Consider the following 25890-nt stretch of genomic DNA (forward strand, 5'->3'; position numbering starts at 1 on the left):
AGCGCACACCGTCGGACTCCGGTCTCATCCCGCCTTCCCGGGAGAAGACTTTATCCCCTGCATCATGGATTTTTCGGAGAAAGAATCGATGACAGAAACCAGATGTAACGTTTGTTACCGCGCCGGAAACGGCCGGCACAATATAATACATCCCGACGCGGGTGCCTGAAACCGGGTGCCTGCCGGGTGATACCAATTTAACCATTCATTCATATGAGGAGATACATTATGGACGAGAAAATGTTTTGTTACCAGTGTCAGGAAACCGCGAAGGGAACCGGCTGTACGGTTGTCGGTGTCTGTGGAAAGAAACCGGACCTCGCAGCAATGCAGGATCTTCTGGTTTATGTAACCAAAGGACTTTCCGCTATCGCCTGTCGCCTTCGCGAAGAGGGCGGCACGGTTTCTGCGGACATTGACCGTATGGTGACCACCAACCTCTTTACGACCATTACCAACGCAAACTTCGATAAAGATGCCATCATCCGGCGGATCACCGAGACACAGAACGCAAAGAGAACCCTCTTTGCCCGCCTTCAGAACACGGCGCTTCTGCCGGACGCTTCCACCTGGGACGGCGGCGAAGAGACTTACGCCGCCAAAGCCGCATCCGATGAGGTCGGTGTTCTGTCCGCCGAGGATGAGGACATCCGAAGCCTCCGCGAACTCATCACCTACGGACTCAAGGGACTTGCCGCCTATTCCAAGCATGCCAACGTTCTTCAGCAGTCCGATCCGGAAGTCGACGCCTTCATCCAGAAAGCCCTGACCAAGACACTGGACGACTCCCTCTCTGTCGACGAACTCATCGCCCTCACCATGGAAACCGGTAAATACGGCGTCAACGGTATGGCAATGCTCGACAAGGCCAACACCGCGGCATACGGCAATCCGGAGATCACCCGCGTTGAGACCGGCGTCCGCAAGAACCCGGGAATCCTCATCTCCGGCCATGACCTGAAGGATCTGGAAATGCTGCTTCAGCAGACCGAGGGAACCGGAGTCGACGTATACACCCACTCCGAGATGCTCCCGGCACACTACTATCCGGCGTTCAAAAAGTATTCTCACTTTGCAGGCAACTACGGCAATGCATGGTGGCAGCAGAAAGAAGAGTTTGAGAGTTTCAACGGACCGGTTCTGATGACCACAAACTGCATCGTTCCGCCGAAGGACAGCTACCGTGACCGCCTGTGGACCACCGGCGCGGCAGGCTACCCGGGCTGCGGACACATCGAGGCGGATGAGAACGGTCATAAGGACTTCTCCGCCATCATCGAGCAGGCAAAGAAATGTCCGGCTCCGACACAGCTTGAGGACGGCTATATCGTCGGCGGCTTTGCGCACAAGCAGGTCGCGGGACTTGCGGACATGATTGCCGACAACGTCCGCTCCGGCGCCATCAAAAAATTCGTTGTCATGGCGGGCTGCGACGGCCGCATGAAGTCCAGAGACTATTACACCGAGTTTGCGGAGAAGATGCCGAAGGGAACCATCATCCTGACTGCCGGCTGCGCAAAGTACAAGTACAACAAACTCCAGCTTGGCGATATCCTCGGCATTCCGAGAGTTCTGGACGCCGGCCAGTGCAATGACTCCTACTCCCTGGCGCTGATCGCGCTGAAGCTGAAGGACATCTTCGGCGTAAAGGATGTCAACGATCTGCCGATCGTCTACAACATTGCCTGGTATGAGCAGAAGGCGGTTATCGTTCTTCTCGCGCTCCTCTACCTCGGCGTAAAGAATATCCACCTCGGACCGACACTTCCGGCGTTCCTCTCCCCGAATGTGGCCAATGTTCTCGTAAAGAACTTCGGCATCGCCGGGATCGGAACCGTAGAAGATGACATGAAGATCTTCTTCGAGGACATCGAGGGAACCAAAAAATCCTTCTCCGAGAAGATTCACGTCACCAAAGACATGCTGGTCGGCGATATCGTCCGTCAGTATCCGGATGTTGTTCCGCTGCTGATGTCCTGCGGACTCCACTGCATCGGATGCGGTTCCTCCACGTATGAGACTTTAGAGGAGGCTGCGGCCGTACATGGAATGGACGCAGACGAGATCATCGAGCTGATCGAGCATGAATTCGGCGGCGAAGAGTAATCCGCCCCGGCCCGAAGCGCAGGTCTTGTTTTCATCCGGCAGTGTGACTGCTGCCGGATGGCGCAAAGGAATCTGCATTTCGTGCCCGGTGTTCTGCAAGCGGACAGACAGGAAAAGCCCCGGTGCATTCGCACCGGGGCTTTTCCCGTAAAACAAGATGATGGAGTTTATCGAAAAAAATAGTAACTGCTGTATTCAGAATCCTGCGGGGTTCTTCTGCCCGGTATGGGGGTACCGGAGCAGATCCGCAGTTTTATGGCTGTACCGGACACCGGGCCCGAACAGTCTGCATTAAAGAAGGTTTAAGTATAAGGAGTACTTATCTCTCTGATGTGTATACAGAATATCATTGGACCTCTTTTTTTCAAAACAGGTCTTTTTGGATGACGGTACAAGATAATACTTGTCTATTTGGTAATTTTAAGGTACAACATCTTTATACGATTCTCTTTAAAATACAAGATGCACAACCATTCTGCATTATTTACTGCTATCCGCACTTTCTTGTATATCCGAAAAAACAAGTGAGATGTGGTGGTGTTTCCCAGTTTTATTTATTCGGAGGTTTTCATGACAACCAATCAGCAGATGTTCCTGTATGCGGTCGAAGAAATGAACTTTACCCGCGCTGCGGAGAAAGCCTTTGTCACACAGCAGTGCCTGAGCGATCACATCCGCCGGCTCGAAAAAAGCTACGATGTCAAACTCTTTGACCGGACCCCGCACCTGAAGCTGACCCAGGCGGGAGAAATCCTGTACGCTTCCCTCGTGGAGATCCAGAAGATCGAAAACAACCTCGAGCGGGCAATCAGCAAAAACTCTGCCGATGTCAGCGGAACCATCTCGGTCGGCATCCACGTCGAGCGGGCCCACCTCCTGTTTCCCGCGCTGTACCGGGAATACCACCAGAAATATCCGAATGTCCGTGTCACGCTCATCTCCGAACAGACACCGCAGCTTCTGCAGGATCTCGAGTCCGGAAAACTGGATATGATGCTTGGCCTCGACATTCCTCCGCAGAACGGATACCGCAAGGATATGATTCTGGAAGAACCGGTCTACCTGTTTGCAACCGAAAAGCTCCTGAAGCAGTATCTTCCGGATCGGGTTCCCGGTCAGGCCTGGATCGACGCCGACAGTCTGAGCCGGCTTCCCCTCACCTGCACCTCCTTCACCTGTGCCGTCACAAGGCATATGGGAGCTTTCCTCACGGAGAAAAACGTCCGCGCAAACTATGTCTGCGAGATCGGCGACTATCTCACGCAGCTCATGCTCTGTCAGAATCACGAGACGGCCTTCTTCTGCCCGGAGAGTTTCCTGATCGAGCATAATTTTATCTCCAGCCAGCAGGGCGATCCGGAGGAATGTGTCCGTCCCCTGATCATTCGCGGACTCTCCTCGAAGATCCGGGTCGACATTATTTCCGGTGAAAACCGGTATCTGCCGGGATACGCCGCCGACTTCCGCGACATGCTGATCCGTCAGTACCGGGACCGCATCGTAGAACTCCGCAGCCGCCGGGATGTCCTCATCTGACCGGGCTGAACCATTTTCGCAACCGCTTCCGTCAACCACAGTCCAAAACCGGTTATAACCGTCCAAACTGCCTATGAATACCATCCTGATTGCTATATGCGAAGACAACGAAGAAGAGTATCGCCGCCTGTCAGACATTCTGCAGTACAGTGAAATCCCCTGCTCTGCCGAATGGTTCCGTGACGGCGATGAACTGCTCCATGCGTATTACCCCGGAAAGTATGATCTTCTTCTGATGGACATCTTCATGAACCGCATGAACGGTGTCGATGCAGCCTCAAAAATCCGCGAGATCGACAGAGAAGTCCCGATCGCGTTCATTACAACCAGCCTCGACTACACACTGGAGGGATATCGCCTCCACGTTAACCGGTATCTGCATAAACCGCTGGATCCATCGGAAGTCCGGGAAACCGTCGAGCTCGCTGTAAAAGAACAGCGCAGGCGGCCGTCCCTCTCCGTCCGCACGGACGGCGGAGATCTGAGTCTTCCGCTCGCCCGGATCACCTATATCGAACAGGATAATCGTTCCTCCAAAGTCTTTCTGACCGGCGGGGAAATGAAGCGGATCCCTCTCCGGCTGGATGATCTGGAGAAAATGCTTCCGTTTCCGCCTTTCTTCCGCTGCCACAAAAGCTTCATCGCCAATCTGTCCCATGTGCAGAAGCTGAACGCGGAGCTTCTGCTCTTTGAGATGTCAGACGGCGGCGCCGCGTACATCCGACGGAACACCTTAAAGGAAGCCAAAGACGTGCTGAAAAGTTATATGTTCAGCCGTGCAAGAGGAGATTTGTCATGACACTCAGGAAAACTCTTCCCCTGTTATTTACTGCCTCTGTGACGCTGTTCGGACTGCTGGTACTGTATCTGCTGAATACCGCCCTCAATTATTCTCCGGGAGCGCTGTTCAGCCAGACCTCCGTCCGAATCCCCAACGCCGAGGTCACCATAAACGGCGAAACCCGCGATATGGCTCTCCCGGCCTATCTGACCGGACTCGATCCGGGTTCCACGGTAGAGGTATCGTTCAGCGTGGACGCGGATCCAGAGTCGGTGCTGTATTTCAGCAGCATCCACAGTCCTCTGGAAGTATACGATGAACAGGGAAAACTATATGAATACGGAATGGAGGGAACCTATCCGTCCATCTTCCGCGATCCTCCGTCAAACTATATCAGTGTGCGCCTTCGCCCGATCCCGGCCACTCCGAACCGGAGCGGCGGCCGGATCTGTATAAGATATCATGTCCCGCAGATGGCGAAAACACTGACCATTCATGATATCCGGGCCGGATCGCTGGTCGGTGTTTTTAAGACGCTCATCCGTCATCACGCGATTCCGATGCTGTTCTCTCTGGTCTTTATCATCTCCGGCCTTGGCCTGATCCTGATCACGCCGATAGTCTTCCGGGACATCGACCGCAGCAAAGTCCTGCTCTATCCGGGACTTTCGATGGCAAGCGTCGGCTGCTGGCAGTTCGCCGAGAACGAATTTGCCATATATCTCTTTCAGAAGCCTTCGCTCTTTTACATCATGGCCTACTCCGGCCTTTATTTCCTGGTCATTCCGCTCTTTCTCGCGGTTGACACCCTGACCGGGATGAACAACCGGCGTTTTCCGCGGATTGCCGCCTCTTACTATACGGTTTCGCTGCTCGGGATCACCATCCTGCAGGTCATGGGCATTTTGCCCTTCCACCGGTTAATGACGTATTTCCACATTACCCTTGTCCTCGGAATCACCATGATGTCAGTTGTTCTGATCCGGCACTCCCTGGCCAGACGCTCCGCCCAGCTGTGGCTCTTTACCGCGGCATACCTTGCTCTGACCCTCAGCGCCTATATGGAAGGTCTCAACTATTATCTGCATTTCAGCGATCGGAACACCTTTTTCTTCCAGATCGGATACATTCTGTTTTCGCTCCTTCTCGGCGTGCTCGCGGGCCAGTACTACAACAGCGTAAACGAACTGCAGTTCCGGAATATGATGCTGCAGAATGAAGTCCGTCTGCAGAACCGCACCATCGACGTTCAGCGGGCCCGTACCGACCTTCTTCTCTCGCACACCGAAGAAGTCCGCAAACAGCGGCATGATCTCCGTCATCATCTGCGGACGATGTCCGCCATGCTGGAGGATAAGCGCTATCCCGATCTCCGGGCGTATCTGAGCTCTGTCTCCGACGCTGTCCCGCTGGAAAATGTCCAACAGTACTGTGATAACCCGGCCGTCAGCTCGATCCTCTCGTACTACAGCGCCCTCGCGAAAGAGGCCGGCATCGATATTCAGATTCAGGCACAGATTCCGTCCGTTCTGGAGCATGTCGCCGATTCCACGATATGCATCATCGTCGGAAACCTTCTGGAAAATGCCGTCGAAGCCTGCAACCGCATTCCGGTCACCAAAGCGGTGCTCCCCGAAACCGATGGGAAGCCTGTACCGAAACCGGCAAAGAATCACGATGGCATCGGGCCGCGGTTTATCCGGTTCCATTCACTGGTTCAGGGAAATATGCTCTTCATCACGGCGGATAACAGCTGTCTGACTGCCCCGCAGGAGACGGAACACGGTCTCTATTGTTCCTCCAAGCGGGAAGGTCCGGGAACCGGAATCCTCTCGATCCGGTCACTCGCGGAAAAACACGGCGGAAGTGCGGAATTCGAGTACGACCATCATCAGTTCCGCGCCAGTGTCTATATCGAAATCTGATCGTTCCTGAGCAATTCTGACCACATTGCCGGCTTAACCGGCTTTTTTCCGAATATTGGATTCACAGGTGGATAATCCGGATGGGTTATCCACTTTTTTTCCACATTATCCCCAAATCTTGGTCGATAAACAGTGGAAAAACAATATCTTGTAGTCTGATTTTGAATTTTCGACCACTCGTTCACCCACATTTTTATCCACATATCCACAAAAATGTGTATATAACTATCTTTTACCGGTGGATATCTCGTCCTGTCGGCCGGTTTTCGCCGGGGCAGGCAAGGATTTCCGCCTCCTCACTCCCAAATCATAGTGTTTTTGTAGTACAGGGAATTTCGGCGAAATTCCCTGTACTACAAAAGCAGGACATCCGGCGCCCTGCACCGAATATCCTGCTTCTCAATCATCATCTGTTTTACGGACGGATCTCCCGTCTGATTTGTTCTTCGATCGTTGATCGTTTTTAAACGTCTTTCGATCCCATTCTATGCACCGGTCATCGATCGGCGTCGAACCGCTCTGCCATGACCTTCTTCAGAAGACCCAGCTGCTTCATTTTCTGCCAGAGGCTCGCCAGCGGAAGTCCGACAACATTATTGTAATCTCCGCGGATCCCCTTCACATAGACCGCAAATGCGCCCTGAATTCCGTATCCTCCTGCCTTGTCATACGGCTCGCCGGAATCGGCGTAGGAAGCGATCTCCTCATCCGTCATCGGATAGACCTCAACCTCCGTGGTCTCCGACCAGGTGCAGCTGCGGTCTTTTCCGTCTTCTCTCCACATCACGGTCACTCCGGTGTGGACCTCGTGCGTGGTACCGGCAATCTGCCGGATCATCCTGATCGCCTCGTCACGGTCTTTCGGTTTGCCGAGGATCGTCTCCCCGGACGCGACCAGCGTATCTGAGCCGATGACAATGCAGTCCTCGATCTCACGGCTGCTCTCGTATACATGCTTTGCTTTCCGGGCGGAGAGTTCTTCCACTCTCTTTGCCGGGGACGGATCTGTATTGGTCTCGTCCACTTCCGCCGGACGGACCGCAAACTCAAAGCCGGCCTGGCGCATCAGTTCCTGCCTTCTCGGGGAACCGGATGCCAGAATAATCATGCTGTAATTCCTCCGTCCACATTGTCCATCTCATCCGAGCCGGCGCGTTTGCCGATCTCGTGCTCGATCTCAATCTTCTTCATCAGCTCTTCCGCTGCGCTTGCGGTGTAGCGGAAATACGTGTTCTGTCCCGCGATCTCGCGAAGCTCACGGCGAATACGCATTGCAATCGTGTGGCAGTCCTCCTGATGGGCGCCTGCCAGAAGAACAAGCGACTGAAGATTGGAATAACTCGTAAAGGCATCGCCTCTTCGCAGACTCTTATGAAGTGCCTTGCGCATGGAATCCGATACCCGCTTGATCTTCTCCTCATTCTGGAGAACATTTCCTTCACGGTCGGTCAGCGTACATACCATCAGCATAACCGGACGGCCCATACGTTCCATGTTCCAGCACAGAATGCGGTAGACATCCAGGAAGCTGAGATACGGACAGTAATATGCACCGTTGATATCATTCAGCTGAAGACGGTATTTCTCTCCGTCCCGGCGGATCTCCTCGCGAAGTGTCTGAACATTGCCCGCCTCGTGATTCATCTTCTCGCTCAGGACGCGGTATGCCTCTGTGAGTTTCTCAGACGGCGGGAGCTGGAGATCATCGGTATAATGATGACTTGCCTGTGTGTACACTTTGTAGGCGTCGCGATAGCGGCCAAGACCCGTCAGTGCCTCCATATGAACGGCCTGCCAGTCATCATCCGGATAAATGACGGCTGCCGATGCCGCAATACTGCGCAATTCACTGAAATTATCCCTTCTGCGGCAGTATTCACAAAGCCAACGGACACATCGGGTATAGAGATTCTTCAGTTCAATACTCTCGGAAATAACCCAGAGCGATTTGGTCAGACCCGGAAGAAGTGTTCCGGCATAGAGCAATGCTGCCTTTCGATAATACGGATACCGTCTGTCTGCCTCGATCTCCGCATCTCCCTGCTTTAAAAGCTCGCGGAATTCCTGCACATCGACCCGGACCGGCGCATTGGGATCCTGGACGAACAGACCACCTTTTTTTACAATATAATCGGCATCCGGGAGCCCGGCGGCTCTCATCTGCTTGCGCATCTGATAGATCAGATTGTTGAAACTGTTGTTCTGGTTTGCCAGACCGTTATCTTCATATAACGAATCCATCAACTTATCGCGGGAGATTCCCTCCTCCCCTTTAACCCAGATCAGCTGGAGCAGCTGCATGAAACGGGGGGCACTGTTTCTGCCAACCGTCACCCTTTCGCCGTTATATCGAAGCGAAAAGCCACCCAGCATCTGGATCTCGATTACTGCTGGTTGTTCGGTCATAAAACTACCTCATTTCTAACTTTCTTATCCGTGCCGATTACGCACGGTTGTAACTTTGGCACTCTCTCCCTTGCAATCATGCTATCAAATATGATACATTTTATGATTATCACATTTTGAGTATATCATAAAAAAATAATAAATCAAGAATACGAGAGCCCGGCACTTGCAGTTTGGTCTTCTTTCATGTATGATTCATCTGCTGCTGCCGATTTGTTATTCTGTACTTCAGTTATCATCGACAATCAAAATAAAAATCATAAATTTTATTTTATCGCTGTCCTTTTCCCCCCTTTACAGTGGGACGAAAAAAACAGCCGTTTTACCATCAGAATTATTAATTATAGAAGGAGAACGATACTATGAGACTTCGTCATATCCCCGGTGCCGAGGAGCGCATCGCCGAGAGCTGCTATGTCATTCACGATCCGGAAAACCACCGCGCCTCCTGGTCGGATCTCTTCGGAACGGCTGCTCCGCTCCACATCGAGATCGGCATGGGAAAGGGCCGCTTTATCATGGATATGGCCCGTCTGCACCCGGACATCAATTACATCGGAATCGAGCGCTATCCCACCGTCCTTCTGAAGGCCATTGAAAAAATGGAGGCGGACCCGCTGCCGAATCTGCGCTTCATCTGCGTGGACGCCCGCCTTCTCGCCGAATCCTTCGCCCCGGGCGAGGTAAACCGCATCTACCTGAACTTCTCCGATCCATGGCCGAAAGACCGCCACGCCAAGAGACGTCTGACCTCTCCGGATTTCATGGATGTCTACCGGAAGATCCTTGACCCGAAAGGACACCTTGAGTTCAAGACCGACAACCGGGGACTCTTCGACTACTCTGTAACCAGTGTCCCGGCCTCCGGCTGGAATTTCACCGCGCTGACCTATGATCTGCATCACAGCACCATGGGAATCGGCAACGTAATGACCGAATACGAAGAAAAATTTTCCTCCAAGGGAAATCCGATCTGTAAAATGATTGCGGTTCCGCGCTGAGAAAAAACTCTCCGGGCGGCCGGCTGGAATTTCAACCGCCGGCTGCCCGGTCTTTTTATGGTTGCAGTTTTTCGCGTATTCAGGCCATTTTCCGGCAAAGATCCCATCCGAATTTGTCGCATTTGAGCAGAAAATTTATTTTTTTATAATTTATGCTTGACTTTTGTATCCCCCGGTATTAGAATACATCTTGTTCGCGAGAGCGAGCGGCAAACAACTTAAGAAATGCGCTTTTAGCTCAGTTGGTAGAGCAGTAGACTCTTAATCTATTTGTCCAGGGTTCGAGTCCCTGAAGGCGCACGAAAGTACCGATTTTGAGGACGTAAGAGCCCCGGGGTCGGTGCTTTATTTTTATCTCGAAAATCTTTTAATCCTATCGGTTTCATAGTTTTCCTGTTTTCCCGGTATTCTTCTCCTCTTCTTTTGTCCGTCTCTCCGTTTTTGCAAAATTGCTCCGAATTTTAACCAAACTTTCTCCGTTGTTTCTATGTTCCGCGCATTGCCCTTCACGATTTTTTCAGATATATTAAATAAGGTTACAAACGAATGAGTTTATGAAAAAAGGGGAACAATAAAGAACAATGACTTCTATCGAATTACTCCAGCTGGTCGGTGGCCTCATCGGCGGTCTGGCGCTCTTCCTCTACGGAATGAGCATCATGAGCGCGGGTCTTCAACAGGCTTCCGGCGGACGTCTCGAAACACTCCTCGCAAAGATCACGAAAAACAAAATCATCGCCTACCTGTTCGGTATCGGCGTGACCGCACTGGTTCAGTCATCTTCCGCCTCCACCGTCATGGTTGTCGGTCTGGTAAACTCCGGCATCATGTCCCTGCATCAGGCAGTCAATGTCATCCTCGGTGCAAACCTCGGAACGACGTTCACGGCATGGCTCCTCAGCTTAAATGCCATCAGCAGTGACAACCTGCTCATGAATATGCTGAAGCCGGCCACATTTACCCCGTTTCTGGCCATCACCGGAATCGGACTCCTGATGTTCGGCAAAACCGACCGTCAGAAAAATATCTCATCCATCCTTCTGGGCTTTTCGGTGCTGATGTTCGGTATGCAGAACATGTCCAATGCCGTTGCCCCGCTCAAGGACTCCGAATCTTTTGTCGAGATTCTGATGAGCTTCAGCAATCCGGTCATCGGATTTCTGGTCGGTCTGCTGTTCACCATGGTGATTCAGAGCTCCGCCGGAACCATCGGTGTTCTGCAGGCGCTCTCACTTTCCGTCCACGTCACCTACGCGATCGCACTTCCGGTCGTTATCGGCGCCGAGGTCGGAACCTGTATCACCGCCATCCTCTCTTCCCTCGGAGCGGGGAAGAACGGTAAGCGCACCGCTCTGATGCATCTGTACTTCAATATAATCAAGGCATCCAGTGCCATGATCATCTTCTACAGCCTGAACGCGGTATTCCATTTCAGTTTCCTCTCCTCTGCGGCGGGAATGGTGGGAATCGCCGGAATCCACACACTGGTAAACCTGATCGGAACCCCGATCATGCTTCCGTTCTCCGGCATTCTCGCAAAGCTTGCGCTTCTGACCATTCCGATCGACGCGAAGGAAAAAGAAATCCGCGAATCCGAGCAGGCACTGGCAATCCTGGACGACCGCTTCCTCCCCAACCCGGCTTTTGCGCTGGAGCAGGCGAGAGTTTCCGCCCGTGAGATGGCCGGCTACGCAAAAGAAAGTATGATCGCCGCCATTTCCCTGATTTTCGATTTTGACCAGGAGACGGCAGACAAAGTGGCTATGCTGGAAGACCGCGTCGACCATTATGACGACGCACTGGCAACCTATCTGGTCAAAATCAACGGAAGCCAGCTCTCCAGCAGAGACAATCAGGATCTCTCCGTTCTTCTTCACACGATCGGCGATCTGGAGAGAATCAGCGATCACGCGCTGAACGTGCAGGAAATCGCAATCCGGATGCATGAAGGCAAGAGGGAATTCTCTTCCGCGGCTTCCGATGAGCTTCTGACCTACTGTGACGCCGTCCTCGAGATCGTCAATACTTCCGTGGACGCCTTTATCACCGGCAACCGGAATCTTGCGCGCAGCGTCGAGCCCCTCGAGGAAGTCATCGACGCCCTCACCATTGAGATCCGTCAGCGCCACGTCAACCGTCTGAAGACCGGTGAGTGCACCGTCGATCTCGGCATCGATCTCTCGGATCTCGCGACCGATCTGGAGCGTGTCGGCGATCACTGCAGCAACATCGGCATCGATCTTCTGCTGGATGACACGAATGAGTTTGATACCCATGAGTATCTCGAGATGGTCAAGAAAGAAGAAGGTCCGGAATTCGAGCTTCTCGTCAAGAAGTTCAGTGACCGGTATGCACTTCCGAAAAACGAACACTGACGTTTTTCTTCTCACATAACACAGAACAAAGTCCGCGACTTCCCTTCCTTATCTGCGGGGGAGTTCGCGGACTTTTCGCACCGCCGACGGTTACCGCAAGGTGACATTTTCCACTCAGCGGCATGCGCATCCCCGCAGAGTAATATTACAAATACCGCAGCTCCGCCTGATGAGCGGATCTGCGGTATTTTTCTGCTTATTCGTCTAACGCCACTTCTTTCCAGGAAAGTCCCTCTCCTTCACGGACCAGAATATTGGTGTGCGTAAAACCACACGCCTTTGCCGCTTCCTGCGCCTCCCGGAAACCGCCGGAAAGCAGTTCTCTCCTGTGCGCGTCGGAACTGATGACAATCCTTCCGCCGAATTCGTGAAGTTTCTTCAAAAGATAACGCGACGGATACGGTTCTTTTTTTCTCCCTCTCGCAAACGCTCCCATATTGATCTCAAACGGGATACCGGTCTCGGTCAGCGCCCGCATGACCTCCAGCGCCGGATCCAGATACGCTTTCGACGTCTCATCCAGCACGCGGAGGGTGTCATTAAAGCGTGTAATCAGGTCAAAATGCCCGATAAACGTGCACTCGGTATTTTCGACCACCTTCGACTCCAGGTCGTAATACGCGCGGCTGAGCGCGTAATAATCGCCATGAAAATATTCCTCCGCAAGAAATCGGAATTCGCTCTCCGTATTGTCGACCGCGACATAGCGGTCTCCGACATGAAGATAGTGTGTCGATCCGATCCGGTATTCCGCTTTTCCTGCCGCATCGACCTCTCCCAGATGAATCCGGCCTCCCGCCGGATCCTCCGCGCCAAGGTTCTCCGCCTCCACGCCGCCGATCACATCGATCCGGCCGCGGTACACTTCCCGGAGCCGGGCGATCTCCGCCAGATATCCGGCGGTATCCAGCCGGTATTCCGGATCAAACCATGTGTCCGCATGGCTCGACATGCCGATCCGTTCAAATCCGAGCCGGATTGCCTCCTGCACCATTTCCTCTGCGGTATTCTCCCCGTCACAGAAAGTGCAGTGCGTATGATAATTATCCAAAAGCTGCATCTGTCCGTCCTCTTTGTACGTTCTCTTTCCGTATTTCCGTCATTTCAATTCCGAAAGGTTTCGACCTTTCTCTTCTCCGGAACCGTTCTCCGCCGGCTTTCGCCGCATTTTAGAGTCTCCGGCCCCGGATCACTCCGCCGCAAATTCCACATGAAGATCCGTGTCAAAGCAGGAATCCGTGCCTCTGTGGCAGGCCGGCCCGTCCTTTTTTACCCGGACGAGGATCGCGTCCGCATCACAGTCCGCCTCCATGGATACAATGTGCTGAAAATGTCCGCTGGTCTCTCCCTTCAGCCACAGTTCCTGCCGTGATCGGGACCAGAAACAGGTGACGCCCCTGGAAAGAGTGATCTCCAGAGACGTTCGGTTCATGTAGGCCACGGTCAGCACGCGTCCGGTTTGCGCATCCTGAACAACACACGGGACCAGCCCGTTTTCGTCAAACCGGATCCGGTCAATCTCAAAACTTCCCGTCCGGATTCCGGGTTTTCCCGCCCGATCCGCGGCTGCATAGATCTCTTCTTCTGTCATCATCGGTTTTTCTCCTTCTTGGATCAGCGTTTCCGCTCTCTCCGTTACCGTCTTCTCCGCGGATTCCGGCCGTTTCCGTTCGCAGTTTCACCGGAATCCTGTTTCGGCTGCTTTCCGGTCGCAGGTTCATCGGAATCCTGTTTCCGGCCGTTTCCGGTCACAGGTTCATCGGAATCCTGTTTCCGGCTGCTTTCCGGTCACAGGCGGACCGGGATGTTTTCCTCGCGAAGCCGCTTTTTCAGATCCGTAATCGACACCTCTCCGAAGTGAAAAATGCTCGCGGCAAGCCCTGCGGATAAATTCGGGATCCGGCGGAAGAGCTCCACAAAATCTTCGATGCTTCCCGCGCCGCCGGATGCAATGACCGGCACCGGCACCATCCGGTTGACCTGCTCGAGAATTTCCAGATCAAATCCTTTCTTCACGCCGTCGGTATCCATCGAATTCAGCACCACCTCACCCGCGCCGTGCTCCACGCCCCAGCGGATCCAGTTCAGCGCATCCAGGCCCGTGTCAATGCGGCCGCCGTTGCGGAACACGTGAAATGCCCCGTCCACCCGCTTGACATCGACCGACAGCACCACACACTGGTTGCCGTATTTTTCCGCCGCCTTCGAGATCAGATTCGGATTCCGGATCGCGCCGGAGTTCACGGACACCTTGTCCGCGCCGCATTTCAGCACACGGTCAAAATCCTCAACGGAATTGATCCCGCCGCCGACCGTCAGCGGAATAAAGATGCTCTCTGCCACCCGGGTCAGAACATTTGTAAACAGCCTTCTCCCTTCCGCAGAAGCGGCAATGTCGTAAAACACCAGCTCATCCGCACCGGCCTTTGAATACATGGCCGCCATTTCCACCGGATCGGCCACATCCTGAAGTCCCTCAAAGTTTACACCTTTCACCACTCTTCCGTGCTTCACATCCAGGCATGGAATAATTCTCTTCGTTATCATTGCACATTTTCTCCCGATGGTGCTCTCCTGCCTGTCCGCAGGAGGATTTTCTTCCTCTTCCGTCATCCGCCTTTATGGCTGTTACGTCATAGCGATCGCCTTATCCAGCCGGATATCCCCGGTATACATGGCCTTTCCGATGATGGCGCCCCAGACATTCATTTGCGCCAGGGCTTCGATATTCTCATAATTCGAGATTCCGCCCGACGCCGTGATCCTGAGTTCGCTGATCTCCGTTAGCGTCCGATAGAGTTCAAGGTTGGTCCCCCGCATCGCCCCGTCACGGGAAATGTCGGTCACAATGGCATGCTCTGCTCCGATGTCTTCCAGATGCTTTATGAAATCGATCATATCAACATCCAGCACCTGCGTCCATCCTCTGACAGCCACCTTTCCGTCTTTCGCGTCGACGCCGACCTCGATCCGGTCTCCGCCGTATCTCCTCACGGCCTCCCGGAGAAAGTCATCGTCCTCGACCGCCTTCGTGCCGAGAATGACACGTTTTACGCCGGCGGAAAGATATTTTTCGATCGTTTCCATATCACGGATTCCGCCGCCGATCTCCACCTCCATACCGGTGGCAGCGCAGATCGCGCGAACCGCATCATAATTGGAAGTCTGTCCGTCTCTTGCCCCTTCCAGATCCACCACATGAAGCATCCGCGCCCCCTGTGATGCGATATCGCAGGCCACCGCGGCCGGATCGTCGGAATAGACAGTCATCTTTTCGTAGTCGCCTTTGAGAAGGCGAACCACCTTCTTATCGTAAAGATCAATTGCAGGAATGATATACATGCTGCACTCTCCTGTTCTGTGTTTTAAGCTGCGCCGCCGGCCCGCACCGGATGATAATATTCCGGCGCTTCCGGATCAGATTTCGCAGAAAGCCTTCAGGATCTTCAGTCCGGCCTCCCCGCTCTTTTCCGGATGGAACTGGCAGCCGAAGACATTTCCGCGGCAGACAGCCGCGGTCAGCGGAATCCCGTGGTACTCCGTCATCGCCGCCAGACTCTTCTCGCAGTCAAATGCGGCATAGGAGTGAACAAAATATACGAATTCCCCTTCTTTCAGATCCCGGAATATCGGACATGAATTCCAGAAGGTCAGAGAATTCCATCCCATATGCGGCACGTCGCTTCCCTCCGGAAGAACCGGCTCAATGCTGCGCACCTCTCCGGAAATCAGGCCCAGACCTTCGTGCTCCCCGTATTCTGTCGACCGGTCGAACAGAAGCTGCATACCGAGACAGATCCCGAGAAGGGGTTTCCCTTCCTCCGCAATCTCCTTCACCACGTCAAACAGTCCGCTCTCGCGGAGTTTTTTCACTGCGTCACCGAAGGCGCCGACCCCCGGAAGAATCACATGATCCGCATTGCGGATCAATTCACGGTCACCGGTAACAACCGCTGCTTTTCCGATCAGGGCAAGAGAACTTTTCAGAGAGAACAGATTTCCCACCCCGTAATCAATAATCGCAACCATATTATGCCTTTCCTTCTGACTTTTCCGCTTCCTGTGCCGCCACATATTCCTCGAGCCCGTTCTTCATCCGCATGACCTCATCATACTTGAACTGGAAGCTGATCTTATTGCATACAAACCTTGCGCTGATCCCCAATACCGTCTCCAGAGGTGCCAGATGGTTTTCCCGAAGTGTGTTCCCGGTCTCCACGATATCTACGATCACATCGGAGAGCCCGAGGATCGGTGCGATCTCGATGGAGCCGTTCAGTTTGATGATATCGATATCCCGTCCGACCTTCTCATAGTAATCCGTCGCAATATTCGGAAATTTCGTCGCCACGCGCAGAGTCCGGAGACCGTCATCGTAGAAATCCGCCGGTCCCGCCACGCACATACGGCATTTTCCGATGCCGAGATCCACCAGCTCATAGATATCCGGCCGGTTCTCCAGGAGAATATCCCTTCCGCAGATGCCGACATCCGCGGCGCCTCTCTCCACATACACGCCCACATCCCACGGCTTCACCCAGAAGTAGCGAACGCCTTTCTCCGGATTCTCGAACACGAGTTTCCGGTTCTTTTCAAGGATCGCCGGGCATTCAAATCCGGCATTTGCCAGAATCTCATACGCCCGGTCTCCCAGTCTGCCCTTCGGCAATGCCACATTGATCATAATTTCGCGACCTCCGCTTCTGCCTCTTCCAGGCTCAGTTCATATTTTGCGCGCGGTTTCTGCTGCATGGCATCCCTCAGATTCTCCCGCACCGTGCGGACGGACAGCCCCTCCGCCGTGAGTCTTGCGCTGACCGATGCCATGCGGGCAATGGTGTCGCCCTCGCCGCTGTAGAAAATCAGATAATCGACGTCAAATTTTTTTCGATGTGAGATGTAGTTGTCGATCTCATCCATATACACGGCAAAACCGATCGCGCCGACATTTTTCCCCATATTCTGCGGAAGCCGGTCATAGCGGCCGCCGAACAGGATCTCATACGGAATCTCCGGCACAGCGCCCTGGAAAATGATCTTATTATAATAATCCATGCTGTTCACCAGCGAAAAATCAAGATAAATGTTGTCGATCACGTCAAACGCCTTCAGCGTCTCCGCAACTTCTTCGAGGTGGCGGACCGTATCGCCGATGATGTCATAGCGACGGATCGCATCGATTCCCTGCTCCATCGGAAGAAAGAGATCCATCATCTCCCGAAGCTGCTGCGCCGCGGCATCGGATATGCTGCCCTCCGCGCGGAGTTTCTCCAGTCCCGCTCCGTTTCTGGTGGAGAAGAGCCCGAGAACCTGATCTGCCGTCTTCTTCGGAAGCCGCATGGCCGTGAGAAATTTCTGCAGAAAACCGGCATCCGAAACCCGGAGGACATACCGTCCGGAGATCAGCGACAGCGATCTGGCGGCCAGCATCAGGATCTCCGCCTCACAGTAGGCGTCAATCTCCCCGACGCATTCCACGCCGACCTGCTGAATCTCCCGGTAATGGTGGTTCTTTGCGCGGTAGACATTTTCATTGTAATAGACCTTCTCTTCTCCACCGTTGTTGTTCTTCATGATAGAGAGCGTCACATCCGGCTTCAGCGCCAGCAGTGTGCCGTCCAGATCACTGAAGGTGATGATCTGACTGCTGGTCAGAAAATCACGGTAATCGGAGTAAAGGTCATACGGTTCAAACTTGGACATTTTGAATTTACGATATCCGTAGGCCCGGTAAAGATCATTAAATTTCTGGCTGTTCATGGTTTACAATACACCTTTCGTGGACGGAACCGCAGTGCGGAACCTCTGGTCAATGGAGACGGCCTCGCGCATCGCGCGTCCGAGCGCTTTAAAGCATCCCTCCGCAATATGATGCGAGTTGCTTCCCGCGATTCTCCTGACATGAAGCGTAATCCCCGCATTGACCGCAAATGCCCGTAGAAACTCCTCCACCAGCTCTGTATCAAAAGTGCCGATCTTCTCGGACGGAAAATCCAGCACCGGATAGCACCCTCCGCGGCCGGAAATATCGACTGCACAGAGAATCAGGCTCTCATCCATCGGCAGTGTCAGCGACGCATAGCGCCGGATTCCCCGCTTATCGCCCAGCGCCTCTGCGACCGCGCATCCCATCGCAATCCCGATATCCTCGGTGCTGTGATGATCATCGACCCAGGTATCGCCCTTGCAGGACAGCTTCATCCATATTCCGGAGTGTCTCGAAAAAAGGGTGAGCATGTGATCCAGAAATCCAACGCCCGTCGCGATCTCCGACGCCGCGCCGTCTCCGTCCAGATCCATTTTCAGAACGATATCCGTTTCCGCCGTAGTACGGTGTAATTCTGTCTTTCTCATATATGTCCTCTCATTATGTCATGTGATGCATCCGGCTACCAAAACTTTCCGAAAACGATCGGCGCTTTCGGAATCTCTGCGCCGTATCAGCCCTGCAGTTCCCGGATCGTGGAGATCAAAAATTCCATCTGTTCCCTCGTTCCGATGGTGATACGGTTATAGTTTGAAATCCGCTCCGAGTCAAAATGACGGACCAGAATTCCTCTCTCTTTCAGATCTAGGTACAGCTTTCTGCCGTCCATATCCGGGTGTTCCGCGAAGACGAAATTCGTCAGTGAGTCCCGGCAGAAGAACCCGAGCTTTCGAAGTTCCGCCACCGTCCATGCGCGGTTTTCCATAATCGTCCGGCAGTTTTTCCGATAGTATTCCCCGTCTCTGACCGCCGCGACCGCAGCCGCCATGGAAATCCGGTTGACATTGTAAGGATTGCTGGAATATTTCAGTGTCTCCAGATCGCGGATCAGCGCTTCATCGCCGATGGCGTAGCCGACTCTCGCGCCGGCCAGACTTCTGGATTTGGAGAAGGTGTGAACGACGAGAATATTTTTATATTCCCGGATCAGACGGATCGCCGACTCGCCGCCGAAATCAACGTAGGCTTCATCGACAATCACTACATGAGACGGGTCGGATGCCGCAATGTCGGCAATCCGGTCCACCGGAACCATAAGTCCCGTCGGCGCATTCGGATTCGCGATAACGCACGCCATGCGGATTCCTTTATATTTGTCCGGATCAAGGGTCATATCTTCTTCCAGCGGAATGATACGGCTCGTGAGACCGTTAAAATCCGCGATGACACCGTAAAACCCGTAGGTCACATCCGCGTAGGCGATTCCGTCCTCGCCGAACGCCATAAAAGCGTAATTCAGCGCTTCATCGGAGCCGTTGGTCACAAACACCTGATCCGGCTCTACCCCGTAGCGCTCCGCCAGAACCGTTTTCACCGGATCCGACGTCGGGTCCGAATACAGACGAAGCAGTTCGGCCTCGGAACGGTTCACGGCTTCCAAAACTCCCCTGGACGGCGGAAATGGTGACTCATTGGTATTCAGTTTCACATATTTCCGTCCCTGCGGCTGTTCTCCCGGCGTATACGGGGAAAGATTCCGAAAACGGCTGTTCATGTAAGACGACATCTGCTTCCTCCCTCTCGTGTGCTTTATCATATTAGCACGTTAAAGTGCATAGTGATATCTTAGTCTGCGAACGCGATTCTGTCAACACCATAATGATAACCTTTTTCTCGATGATTCTGCGATAGTATGCTACAATAAATGAGAGGTGCAACCATATGAGCCATTATATTATTCTTGACCTCGAATGGAACCAGAATCCTCACCGGCGATCCGGAGATGATGAGATTCTTCCGTTTGAGATCATCGAGATCGGAGCAGTACGGCTGAACGACCGGCTGGAGATCGAATCGGAATTCGATCGGCTGATCCGGCCCTGTGTGTACCGGAAAATGCATAAGAAAATATATGAAGTGACCCATATCAGTATGGAAGAGCTTGACCGGAAGGGCATCCGCTTCCGCGACGCCATCACACAGTTCCTGGACTGGTGCGGAGACGATCCGGTCTTCTGTACCTGGGGATCCATGGACCTGACCGAACTGCAGAGAAACATGGTATATCACGGAATCGAACTTCCCTTTGATCTGCCGTTTCTCTACTACGATCTGCAAAAGATCTACAGTCTGATCAAAGGCGAGCGTACCAAGGATTCTCTGGATACTGCCGTTGCGGAACTTCATATCGACACGGTGAGACCGTTTCACCATGCGCTGGATGACGCATGGTATACCGCCTGCGTGATGCAGCGGATGAATTTCTTCTCCCGGTCGAAATATGTTTCCGTCGATTATTACCGGCTTCCCGAGCCGAAATCGGAATTCGTCCTGCATTTCCCGGAATACGACAAGTTCGTGACCCATCCGTATGAAACCCGCGAAGAAGCGCTTGCCGATCGTAAACTGACGCAGGTTGTCTGCTGTCAGTGTCAGAGAGCGCTCCGCAAAAAAATCCGCTGGTTCTCATCCAATCAGCGATTCTACTATTGCCTTGCGGTATGTCCGGAACACGGATACGTCAAGGGGAAGATCCGGATCAAAAAAGCTGAGGACGGCGGCGTCTTTGCTGTCAAGACAACGAAGATCACCGATCAGTCGGGGATCGATCTTGTCATCAGCAAGAAAGAAGATGTACGGCGGAAACGTTCCGAGCGCGCAAAGCGCCTGAAACTGCACAGTCTCGATGAAAATGCCGCACAGTCCGCGAATCAGTCACACCGGTCGTCCAGCCGCAGAAAAATCATGGACCGATAGGCAAATCCGCCAGACCAAGTCATTCCTTACCGGCGGATTTCCATGGAACACACGAAGGCCGAAGATCTCCTGCCGGGTGTTCCAAATACGAAAAAAGAGCGCCGATGGGCGCTCTTTTTTCGTATTTTTCTTTGTTCCTTTATTCCGGTATTTCTTTATTCCTTTTCCGGAAGATCCGGATCATCGCTCCGAAGAATCCTCTTTTCCGTCTTCTTCAGTCTTTTTGCCGTCATCAGCTGAATATCCGAAGCGGAAAGACCGTCTTCCTTCAGTCGTTCCTCCCTCCGCTGTCTTCGTCCTTCCGCTGCTGCCCGTTCCCGCTTTTTCCGTCTCTGACTGTATGCATGATATCCCAGAATGCCGGCAATCAGCAGCGTCACCACGCTCATGATCACGCGAAAGCGCATCGGCATTCCGTCCCATGCATCCCGGATGTCCTGCAGAATCCCGTCATTCAGCGATTCTGCCGCCTGAGATACTTCCTTTGCTCCCGCGGAGACCGCTGCGGCCGCGCCGGTCTCTTTCTCCGCCGGACCGGAACCGAGCACATTGATCTCCGCCGCGTCGGTTCCCGACCGGCTCTCCGACTTCAGGATCGATGCAACCTGCCGGTCCACCGCCTGATCAGCCGTTCTCTCTTCCGGCACTTCGAGCTTAAGATATCCTTTTCCGACCGTTTTCCCGTCCAGCATGCAGTTCACGACCGCGGCGGCATCCGCCGGCGCGTCGTCCGGCAGATCGTAACGGATCTCCGTCGTGACTTCTTCCGGGAGCACGCCCTTCGGAAGCACCATCCGGCTCTCCCGGTCAAGACTCGGAAGCGCCGCCCGTTCCACGGACAGTCCCGCAATCGAGAGGTCCTTTCCCAGCTCCGCCAGTTTTCCGCCGTAATCGGCGATCCGGACCTGACGGAAGTTGCGGAACGCAAAATCCATCATGGCGGAAGTATCCTGATACTGGGTGTCGTCGCTGTGAAGAACGACGGTCACCACCCGGAAACCATCCCTCTCAGCGCCATTGACCAGCGTGTTCAGCGCAAGCGAGGTATACCCCGTCTTGCCGCCGATACAGTCGGGCCGGAACTGTTCCTTCCAGTTCGACTTTACCATCTTATTGCCGGGTGAGATCCCCTGTCCGTCCGGAAATCTGGAGTTCGGCGGAAGCTCATAATACGGCGTCGAGACGATCTTCCGGAATTCACTGTTCTCCAGAGCCGCCCGGGTAATCAGCGCCATATCATACGCGCTGACATAGTGATTCGGATCATTCAGACCGCTGGGGTTGGCAAAATGGGAATCCTCGCAGCCAAGTTCCTTTGCCTTCTCATTCATAAGCCCGACAAACTCCGGGATCGATCCGCCCGCATATTCCGCAAGCGCATTTGCCGATTCGTTCGCCGATTTCAGGAGAAGCGCATACAGCAGTGTCTCAACGGTTGCCCTGTCTCCGGTGTCATACCCCGCGCTGGAAGAATTATCCTCCACGTTGTGAACCGCTTCATAGGAAAATGTAACCGTATCATCCGGACTGCATCTTTCAAGAACGATGAGCGCCGTGAGAACTTTGGTGATGGATGCCGGAGCGTAAACCGAATGGATGTTTTTTCCATACAGCACCGTTCCCGTCGCCGCATCCATCACGATACCGGCGTCCGCACGGATCGTGCAGTCCGACGGCCAGTTGACTTCCGCATAGACACAGTCCGGACTGCCGAGCTGTGACGCGGCCGGTGTGACCGCAAGCAGCAGCGCAAGTCCGGCTGTCGCCAGAAGCCGGCTGAATCGTTTCTTCATACTTTTGTCCTCTAGGCTCAAGCAGACAAGCTTGCTTGTCTATTTGAGCCGTCAATCAAAGTTTGAAAGTTTACTTTCAAACTTTATCCTCAAGATTCCGGCACAGGCCGGGTATCCCTCAGCCTGTGCCGGATTTCTCCTGTCTTATTTCTTTACAAGATAACGGCTTGCCACATAGGCCTTCTGTCCCTTGTATACGATCTCTGCCCAGCCTTCACCGGCATCGCGAACATACTCAACAGCCTCGCCCGGAGCCAGATTTGCCAGAATCACGCTGGACTCTTCGGTGCTTCTGTTCTTGCGCACGCGGACCGTATCATTGGTATAATACTTTGCCGTTGTCTGTGCCGCCGCGGTCGTCTGTGCCGCTGCGGTTGTCTGTGCCGCCGCGGTCGTCTGCGCCGCTGCGGTCGTCTGCGCCGCTGCGGTTGTCTGCGCCGCCGTGGTCTCCGCTGCGGTCGTTTCCGCCTCAACCGGTGTTTCCGCTGCTGCCGATGCTTCCTCCGCACTCTCTTCTGCAGCAGTCTCTTCCATTACCGCTGCGGTTGTCGGAACCTCCGTCATCTTTGCGGCATCATCCTTCTTCTCATCTGCCGGCTTGATCAGCACAATGATAACCACCAGAACGATAATGATCAGGATCAAAAGGAACGGCTTAATCAGCATCTGCGGATCGATACCAGAACTGCGGTGCGCCGGTCTGCGGCGATCCTCATGCGGCATCCGGCCGGAATCCTCACCCTGCATAAATCCGCCGACCGCGCGGTCCGTATCGCTGAGCATGCCTTCCTCACCGCGGAATCGCTTCCGCTCAAACGGACGGTGTGCAATATTCTCTTCCGCTGCTTCCTCCTGAATTGCCTCCTCCGGAATCTCCTCGATGTCCGGATCCGGCTCTTCAAACCGCTCTTCTTCCTGCGGACTGTCCTCCCCGTATTCCGGGCCGTTTTCCGCCTCATACTCCGGAACCGGTTCTCCTTCCGAAGCCGGATCGGTCTCCTCACGCAGAGCGTCTTCTTCCGAAATCCGGTCTGTGTGTTCCTGCATCATCTCCGTTTCCTCCGGAACCGGCGCCGCATTCTCCTGCGGAACCGCCGCTTCTTCCGGAAGCGGATTCAGACGCTCCGCGGAGGTCGTCGCCGGCGATGCGTTCAGCACGGATCCGCGGAAATCGGCATACTTTCCCTGAAGATCTTCATTTACCTGCGGCAGAACCTGCTCCACGGTCTTCATCATTTCCTCGTCATGCGCAAAGACCGTAACCTCCTGCGAGAGAAGGTGATGCGCCAGATTCGCATTGTAGGCGCTGTTGTCCGCATCATGGATCGCCTTGCTGCCGATCATGCGGATCCGGCTGTAGTGCTCATAGGTCATCTTGTCGATGATGCCTCTGGTGTACAGCGCCTCGATCCTTGCGATCAGGCTGCTGCTCTCAATCCCGTTTCTGACGCACAGACATGCCACCATGAATTCCAGTGTCTCTCTGGAACAGATCATTGCCTCATTATATCTTTTGTGACCGATCAGGCGCTCGGTCTCCCGGACTCCGTTCTGAATCTTTCCCCACCCTGTGTTGGCGATTATCTCTTTTTCTGCCATTGTTCTGTCTCCTTTAGCCATGCTTCTATCCTGCTGTCCGGCAGTCTCGGAACCGTTTTTCCCGCGCACATCCGCTCCGGTGATGCCGCGCGTTGAAAACGGTTTCCGTATTATCACAAAATACGAATTTATTATAATCGAAGTTGTTACTTTCTGCACTGTGAAAATGAATTCTTAATAGGATCGAAAAAAACGCCGGGGGCAGTCTGCCCCCGGACGTGATCCCACTGCTTCGCCGTATCTTCTACGACATCCGTCAGATGAAAATATATTTTATGATAAATAACACGCTCAGAATATACATCAGCGGTGTCACGCTGCTACGGCGTCCCGCAAATGTATTCAGAACGGTACAGCTGATGATTCCGTACGCGATTCCGTCGGAGATCGAGTACATGAACGCCATCGCAAAAATGCAGATAAAGCACGGAAGCGCTTCCAGCGTGTCATTCCACTGAATGCGGGTCACCTGCTGCATCATGAAAAAGCCGACCAGAACCAGCGCCGGTGCCGTCGCAAAGGACGGGATCGCAAGGAATATCGGCGAGAAAAACAGCGCGAACAGGAACAGAACTCCTGCCGTCACCGAAGTCAGTCCGGTTCTTCCGCCTTCCGCGATACCGGAAGAGGACTCGACAAAGGTGCTGATCGTAGAGGTTCCGACGCAGGCTCCCATCAGTGTACCGATCGCATCGGCGAAAAGGGCTCCCTTAATGCCGCGGAGCTTTCCGTCTTTATCCAGCATATTTGCCTTAGATGCGCATCCGATCAGCGTTCCGAGCGTGTCAAACATATCTACGAACAGAAATGCAAAAATAACAACCACAAAATCCAGCATCCGTCCATCCGTCAGCGCGCTGAAATCCATCTTCATAAACGTCGGTTCCAGGGATGCCGGGGCGGAAATGATGCCGGTCGGGATCAGACTCTGATATCCCGCCGCCGGATCCGGCTGATAGATTCCGAGAAGCTGGCACACCACGCCGATTCCCCAGGTGATCAGGATACCGACAAGAATATTGCCCTTCACCTGTTTGATCACCAGAAACGCCATCACAAGAATGCCGATCAGTGCGAGAAGAACCGTAATTCCTTCTGTATGAAAATTGCCGGACGCAATGGACTGGTGGAACGAATACCCGGTCACCAGCGTCGATGCCGCCACCGAAATATGTGCGTTCTGCAGACCGATAAAACAGATAAACATGCCGATGCCCACCGATACCGCCTGTTTCAGATTGGACGGAATGGCATTGAAGATTGCCTCACGGATGTGAAACAGTGACATCGCAATAAAAATGACTCCCTCGGTAAAAACCGCCGCCAGTGCCATTTCCCAGGAATATCCCATTCCCTTCACTACCGTATAGGCAAAATAGGCATTCAGTCCCATTGCGGATGAAAGAACAAACGGCAGGTTCGCCGCAAAAGCCATAAAGAAAGAGGCCAGTGCGGAAACCAGTGCCGTCGCGGTGAACACTGCTCCCGCATTCATGCCGGTTTCACCGAGCACCATCGGATTGACCGCAAGAATATATGCCATGGTCATAAATGTCGTAAATCCCGCCAGCACTTCCGTGCGTGCGTTCGTACCGCATCTGCTCAGTTTAAAGATACGCTCTAACATGGAAAATCTCCCTCGAATAAGATAGACCCTCAGTTTATCTCATTTTCAGTGAAATGTC

21 protein-coding genes and 1 tRNA gene are annotated in these 25890 nt (G+C 53.5%); 8 read left to right on the plus strand and 14 right to left on the minus strand.

The window, feature by feature from the left end; genetic code table 11:
* Positions 1–228 precede the first annotated feature (228 nt).
* From hcp to BR86_RS0105430, 4 genes are all read left to right on the plus strand, one after another.
* Complete coding sequence (gene hcp / locus BR86_RS0105415) at positions 229–2106, plus strand: hydroxylamine reductase (protein WP_031471971.1); 1878 nt, start codon at positions 229–231, stop codon at positions 2104–2106.
* Positions 2107–2676: 570 nt separating this feature from the next.
* Positions 2677–3642: a LysR family transcriptional regulator gene (locus tag BR86_RS0105420; RefSeq protein ID WP_031471972.1), complete on the plus strand. Its 966-nt coding sequence runs from the start codon at positions 2677–2679 to the stop codon at positions 3640–3642.
* A gap of 73 nt (positions 3643–3715) precedes the next feature.
* Positions 3716–4441, plus strand: a complete 726-nt coding sequence (locus BR86_RS0105425) for a LytR/AlgR family response regulator transcription factor (protein ID WP_031471973.1) — start codon at positions 3716–3718, stop codon at positions 4439–4441.
* Positions 4438–6348 carry a GHKL domain-containing protein gene (locus tag BR86_RS0105430; protein ID WP_031471974.1) on the plus strand — a complete coding sequence of 637 codons (1911 nt, stop codon included), beginning with the start codon at positions 4438–4440 and terminating at the stop codon, positions 6346–6348. Before BR86_RS0105425 ends, BR86_RS0105430 begins: the two co-directional genes overlap by 4 nt.
* Before the next feature lie 496 nt (positions 6349–6844).
* Here BR86_RS0105430 and BR86_RS0105435 read toward each other — a convergent pair whose 3' ends face one another.
* Complete coding sequence (locus tag BR86_RS0105435; protein WP_051684601.1) at positions 6845–7456, minus strand: Maf family protein; 612 nt, start codon at positions 7454–7456, stop codon at positions 6845–6847.
* On the minus strand, positions 7453–8754 hold the full coding sequence (locus tag BR86_RS0105440) for an AfsR/SARP family transcriptional regulator (RefSeq protein ID WP_081844125.1): 1302 nt from the start codon (positions 8752–8754) through the stop codon (positions 7453–7455). The genes BR86_RS0105435 and BR86_RS0105440 overlap by 4 nt, the downstream gene beginning before the upstream one ends.
* A gap of 362 nt (positions 8755–9116) precedes the next feature.
* Between BR86_RS0105440 and trmB the strand changes: the two genes are divergently transcribed.
* The 3 genes from trmB to BR86_RS0105455 all read left to right on the plus strand — a co-directional run bounded on the left by trmB (position 9117) and on the right by BR86_RS0105455 (position 12130).
* Entirely contained in the window at positions 9117–9755 is a 639-nt protein-coding gene (gene trmB / locus BR86_RS0105445; RefSeq protein WP_031471977.1) for a tRNA (guanosine(46)-N7)-methyltransferase TrmB, read from the plus strand.
* Positions 9756–9982: 227 nt separating this feature from the next.
* A tRNA-Lys gene (locus BR86_RS0105450) sits at positions 9983–10055 on the plus strand.
* A gap of 281 nt (positions 10056–10336) precedes the next feature.
* A complete protein-coding gene (locus BR86_RS0105455; protein WP_031471978.1) occupies positions 10337–12130 on the plus strand; it encodes a Na/Pi cotransporter family protein in 1794 nt (597 codons plus the stop codon).
* A gap of 196 nt (positions 12131–12326) precedes the next feature.
* Here BR86_RS0105455 and BR86_RS0105460 read toward each other — a convergent pair whose 3' ends face one another.
* The 9 genes from BR86_RS0105460 to hisC all read right to left on the minus strand — a co-directional run bounded on the left by BR86_RS0105460 (position 12327) and on the right by hisC (position 19623).
* On the minus strand, positions 12327–13190 hold the full coding sequence (locus tag BR86_RS0105460) for a histidinol-phosphatase (protein ID WP_031471979.1): 864 nt from the start codon (positions 13188–13190) through the stop codon (positions 12327–12329).
* Between the two features lie 129 nt (positions 13191–13319).
* Positions 13320–13724, minus strand: a complete 405-nt coding sequence (gene hisI, locus BR86_RS0105465; RefSeq protein ID WP_242841570.1) for a phosphoribosyl-AMP cyclohydrolase — start codon at positions 13722–13724, stop codon at positions 13320–13322.
* 194 nt (positions 13725–13918) lie between these two features.
* Complete coding sequence (hisF, locus tag BR86_RS0105475) at positions 13919–14677, minus strand: imidazole glycerol phosphate synthase subunit HisF (RefSeq protein WP_031471981.1); 759 nt, start codon at positions 14675–14677, stop codon at positions 13919–13921.
* Positions 14678–14758: 81 nt separating this feature from the next.
* The gene (gene hisA / locus BR86_RS0105480; protein ID WP_031471982.1) at positions 14759–15472 is read right to left on the minus strand and encodes a 1-(5-phosphoribosyl)-5-[(5-phosphoribosylamino)methylideneamino]imidazole-4-carboxamide isomerase; all 714 of its coding nucleotides are present in this window, start codon (positions 15470–15472) and stop codon (positions 14759–14761) included.
* Between the two features lie 75 nt (positions 15473–15547).
* Positions 15548–16159: an imidazole glycerol phosphate synthase subunit HisH gene (hisH, locus tag BR86_RS0105485; RefSeq protein ID WP_031471983.1), complete on the minus strand. Its 612-nt coding sequence runs from the start codon at positions 16157–16159 to the stop codon at positions 15548–15550.
* A 1-nt stretch (position 16160) separates the two neighbouring features.
* Entirely contained in the window at positions 16161–16814 is a 654-nt protein-coding gene (hisG, locus tag BR86_RS0105490) for an ATP phosphoribosyltransferase (RefSeq protein ID WP_031471984.1), read from the minus strand.
* The gene (locus BR86_RS0105495) at positions 16811–17890 is read right to left on the minus strand and encodes an ATP phosphoribosyltransferase regulatory subunit (protein WP_051684603.1); all 1080 of its coding nucleotides are present in this window, start codon (positions 17888–17890) and stop codon (positions 16811–16813) included. The genes hisG and BR86_RS0105495 overlap by 4 nt, the downstream gene beginning before the upstream one ends.
* Before the next feature lie 3 nt (positions 17891–17893).
* Positions 17894–18484 carry an imidazoleglycerol-phosphate dehydratase HisB gene (gene hisB / locus BR86_RS0105500; protein ID WP_031471986.1) on the minus strand — a complete coding sequence of 197 codons (591 nt, stop codon included), beginning with the start codon at positions 18482–18484 and terminating at the stop codon, positions 17894–17896.
* Between the two features lie 86 nt (positions 18485–18570).
* On the minus strand, positions 18571–19623 hold the full coding sequence (gene hisC / locus BR86_RS0105505) for a histidinol-phosphate transaminase (protein ID WP_031471987.1): 1053 nt from the start codon (positions 19621–19623) through the stop codon (positions 18571–18573).
* Positions 19624–19778: 155 nt separating this feature from the next.
* On the opposite strand from hisC, the gene BR86_RS0105510 reads away from it, so the two are divergent.
* The gene (locus tag BR86_RS0105510) at positions 19779–20813 is read left to right on the plus strand and encodes a 3'-5' exonuclease (RefSeq protein WP_051684604.1); all 1035 of its coding nucleotides are present in this window, start codon (positions 19779–19781) and stop codon (positions 20811–20813) included.
* A 155-nt stretch (positions 20814–20968) separates the two neighbouring features.
* Here the strand turns inward: BR86_RS0105510 and BR86_RS0105515 are convergent, their stop codons facing one another.
* The 3 genes from BR86_RS0105515 to BR86_RS0105530 form a co-directional block, all read right to left on the minus strand.
* Positions 20969–22606 carry a D-alanyl-D-alanine carboxypeptidase family protein gene (locus BR86_RS0105515; protein ID WP_051684605.1) on the minus strand — a complete coding sequence of 546 codons (1638 nt, stop codon included), beginning with the start codon at positions 22604–22606 and terminating at the stop codon, positions 20969–20971.
* A gap of 144 nt (positions 22607–22750) precedes the next feature.
* Complete coding sequence (locus tag BR86_RS16310; RefSeq protein WP_051684606.1) at positions 22751–24205, minus strand: DUF4145 domain-containing protein; 1455 nt, start codon at positions 24203–24205, stop codon at positions 22751–22753.
* 256 nt (positions 24206–24461) lie between these two features.
* Positions 24462–25832, minus strand: a complete 1371-nt coding sequence (locus BR86_RS0105530) for an NCS2 family permease (protein WP_031471991.1) — start codon at positions 25830–25832, stop codon at positions 24462–24464.
* Between the last annotated feature and the right edge of the window lie 58 nt (positions 25833–25890).

It is taken from the genome of [Clostridium] aminophilum DSM 10710 (assembly GCF_000711825.1).
Lineage (GTDB): Bacteria > Bacillota > Clostridia > Lachnospirales > Lachnospiraceae > Clostridium_R > Clostridium_R aminophilum.

What these genes read in the sequence shown, in the direction of transcription:
- hisF (WP_031471981.1), bottom strand. Translation starts at nt 14,677, where the DNA reads ATGATAACGAAGAGAATTATTCCATGCCTGGATGTGAAGCACGGAAGA.
- BR86_RS0105425 (WP_031471973.1), top strand. Translation starts at nt 3,716, where the DNA reads ATGAATACCATCCTGATTGCTATATGCGAAGACAACGAAGAAGAGTAT.
- trmB (WP_031471977.1), top strand. Translation starts at nt 9,117, where the DNA reads ATGAGACTTCGTCATATCCCCGGTGCCGAGGAGCGCATCGCCGAGAGC.
- BR86_RS0105420 (WP_031471972.1), top strand. Translation starts at nt 2,677, where the DNA reads ATGACAACCAATCAGCAGATGTTCCTGTATGCGGTCGAAGAAATGAAC.
- hisA (WP_031471982.1), bottom strand. Translation starts at nt 15,472, where the DNA reads ATGTATATCATTCCTGCAATTGATCTTTACGATAAGAAGGTGGTTCGC.
- hcp (WP_031471971.1), top strand. Translation starts at nt 229, where the DNA reads ATGGACGAGAAAATGTTTTGTTACCAGTGTCAGGAAACCGCGAAGGGA.
- BR86_RS0105430 (WP_031471974.1), top strand. Translation starts at nt 4,438, where the DNA reads ATGACACTCAGGAAAACTCTTCCCCTGTTATTTACTGCCTCTGTGACG.
- hisC (WP_031471987.1), bottom strand. Translation starts at nt 19,623, where the DNA reads ATGTCGTCTTACATGAACAGCCGTTTTCGGAATCTTTCCCCGTATACG.
- BR86_RS0105530 (WP_031471991.1), bottom strand. Translation starts at nt 25,832, where the DNA reads ATGTTAGAGCGTATCTTTAAACTGAGCAGATGCGGTACGAACGCACGC.
- BR86_RS0105495 (WP_051684603.1), bottom strand. Translation starts at nt 17,890, where the DNA reads ATGAACAGCCAGAAATTTAATGATCTTTACCGGGCCTACGGATATCGT.
- hisB (WP_031471986.1), bottom strand. Translation starts at nt 18,484, where the DNA reads ATGAGAAAGACAGAATTACACCGTACTACGGCGGAAACGGATATCGTT.
- BR86_RS0105440 (WP_081844125.1), bottom strand. Translation starts at nt 8,754, where the DNA reads ATGACCGAACAACCAGCAGTAATCGAGATCCAGATGCTGGGTGGCTTT.
- BR86_RS16310 (WP_051684606.1), bottom strand. Translation starts at nt 24,205, where the DNA reads ATGGCAGAAAAAGAGATAATCGCCAACACAGGGTGGGGAAAGATTCAG.
- BR86_RS0105510 (WP_051684604.1), top strand. Translation starts at nt 19,779, where the DNA reads ATGAGCCATTATATTATTCTTGACCTCGAATGGAACCAGAATCCTCAC.
- hisH (WP_031471983.1), bottom strand. Translation starts at nt 16,159, where the DNA reads ATGGTTGCGATTATTGATTACGGGGTGGGAAATCTGTTCTCTCTGAAA.
- BR86_RS0105515 (WP_051684605.1), bottom strand. Translation starts at nt 22,606, where the DNA reads ATGAAGAAACGATTCAGCCGGCTTCTGGCGACAGCCGGACTTGCGCTG.
- hisG (WP_031471984.1), bottom strand. Translation starts at nt 16,814, where the DNA reads ATGATCAATGTGGCATTGCCGAAGGGCAGACTGGGAGACCGGGCGTAT.
- hisI (WP_242841570.1), bottom strand. Translation starts at nt 13,724, where the DNA reads ATGATGACAGAAGAAGAGATCTATGCAGCCGCGGATCGGGCGGGAAAA.
- BR86_RS0105455 (WP_031471978.1), top strand. Translation starts at nt 10,337, where the DNA reads ATGACTTCTATCGAATTACTCCAGCTGGTCGGTGGCCTCATCGGCGGT.
- BR86_RS0105460 (WP_031471979.1), bottom strand. Translation starts at nt 13,190, where the DNA reads ATGCAGCTTTTGGATAATTATCATACGCACTGCACTTTCTGTGACGGG.
- BR86_RS0105435 (WP_051684601.1), bottom strand. Translation starts at nt 7,456, where the DNA reads ATGATTATTCTGGCATCCGGTTCCCCGAGAAGGCAGGAACTGATGCGC.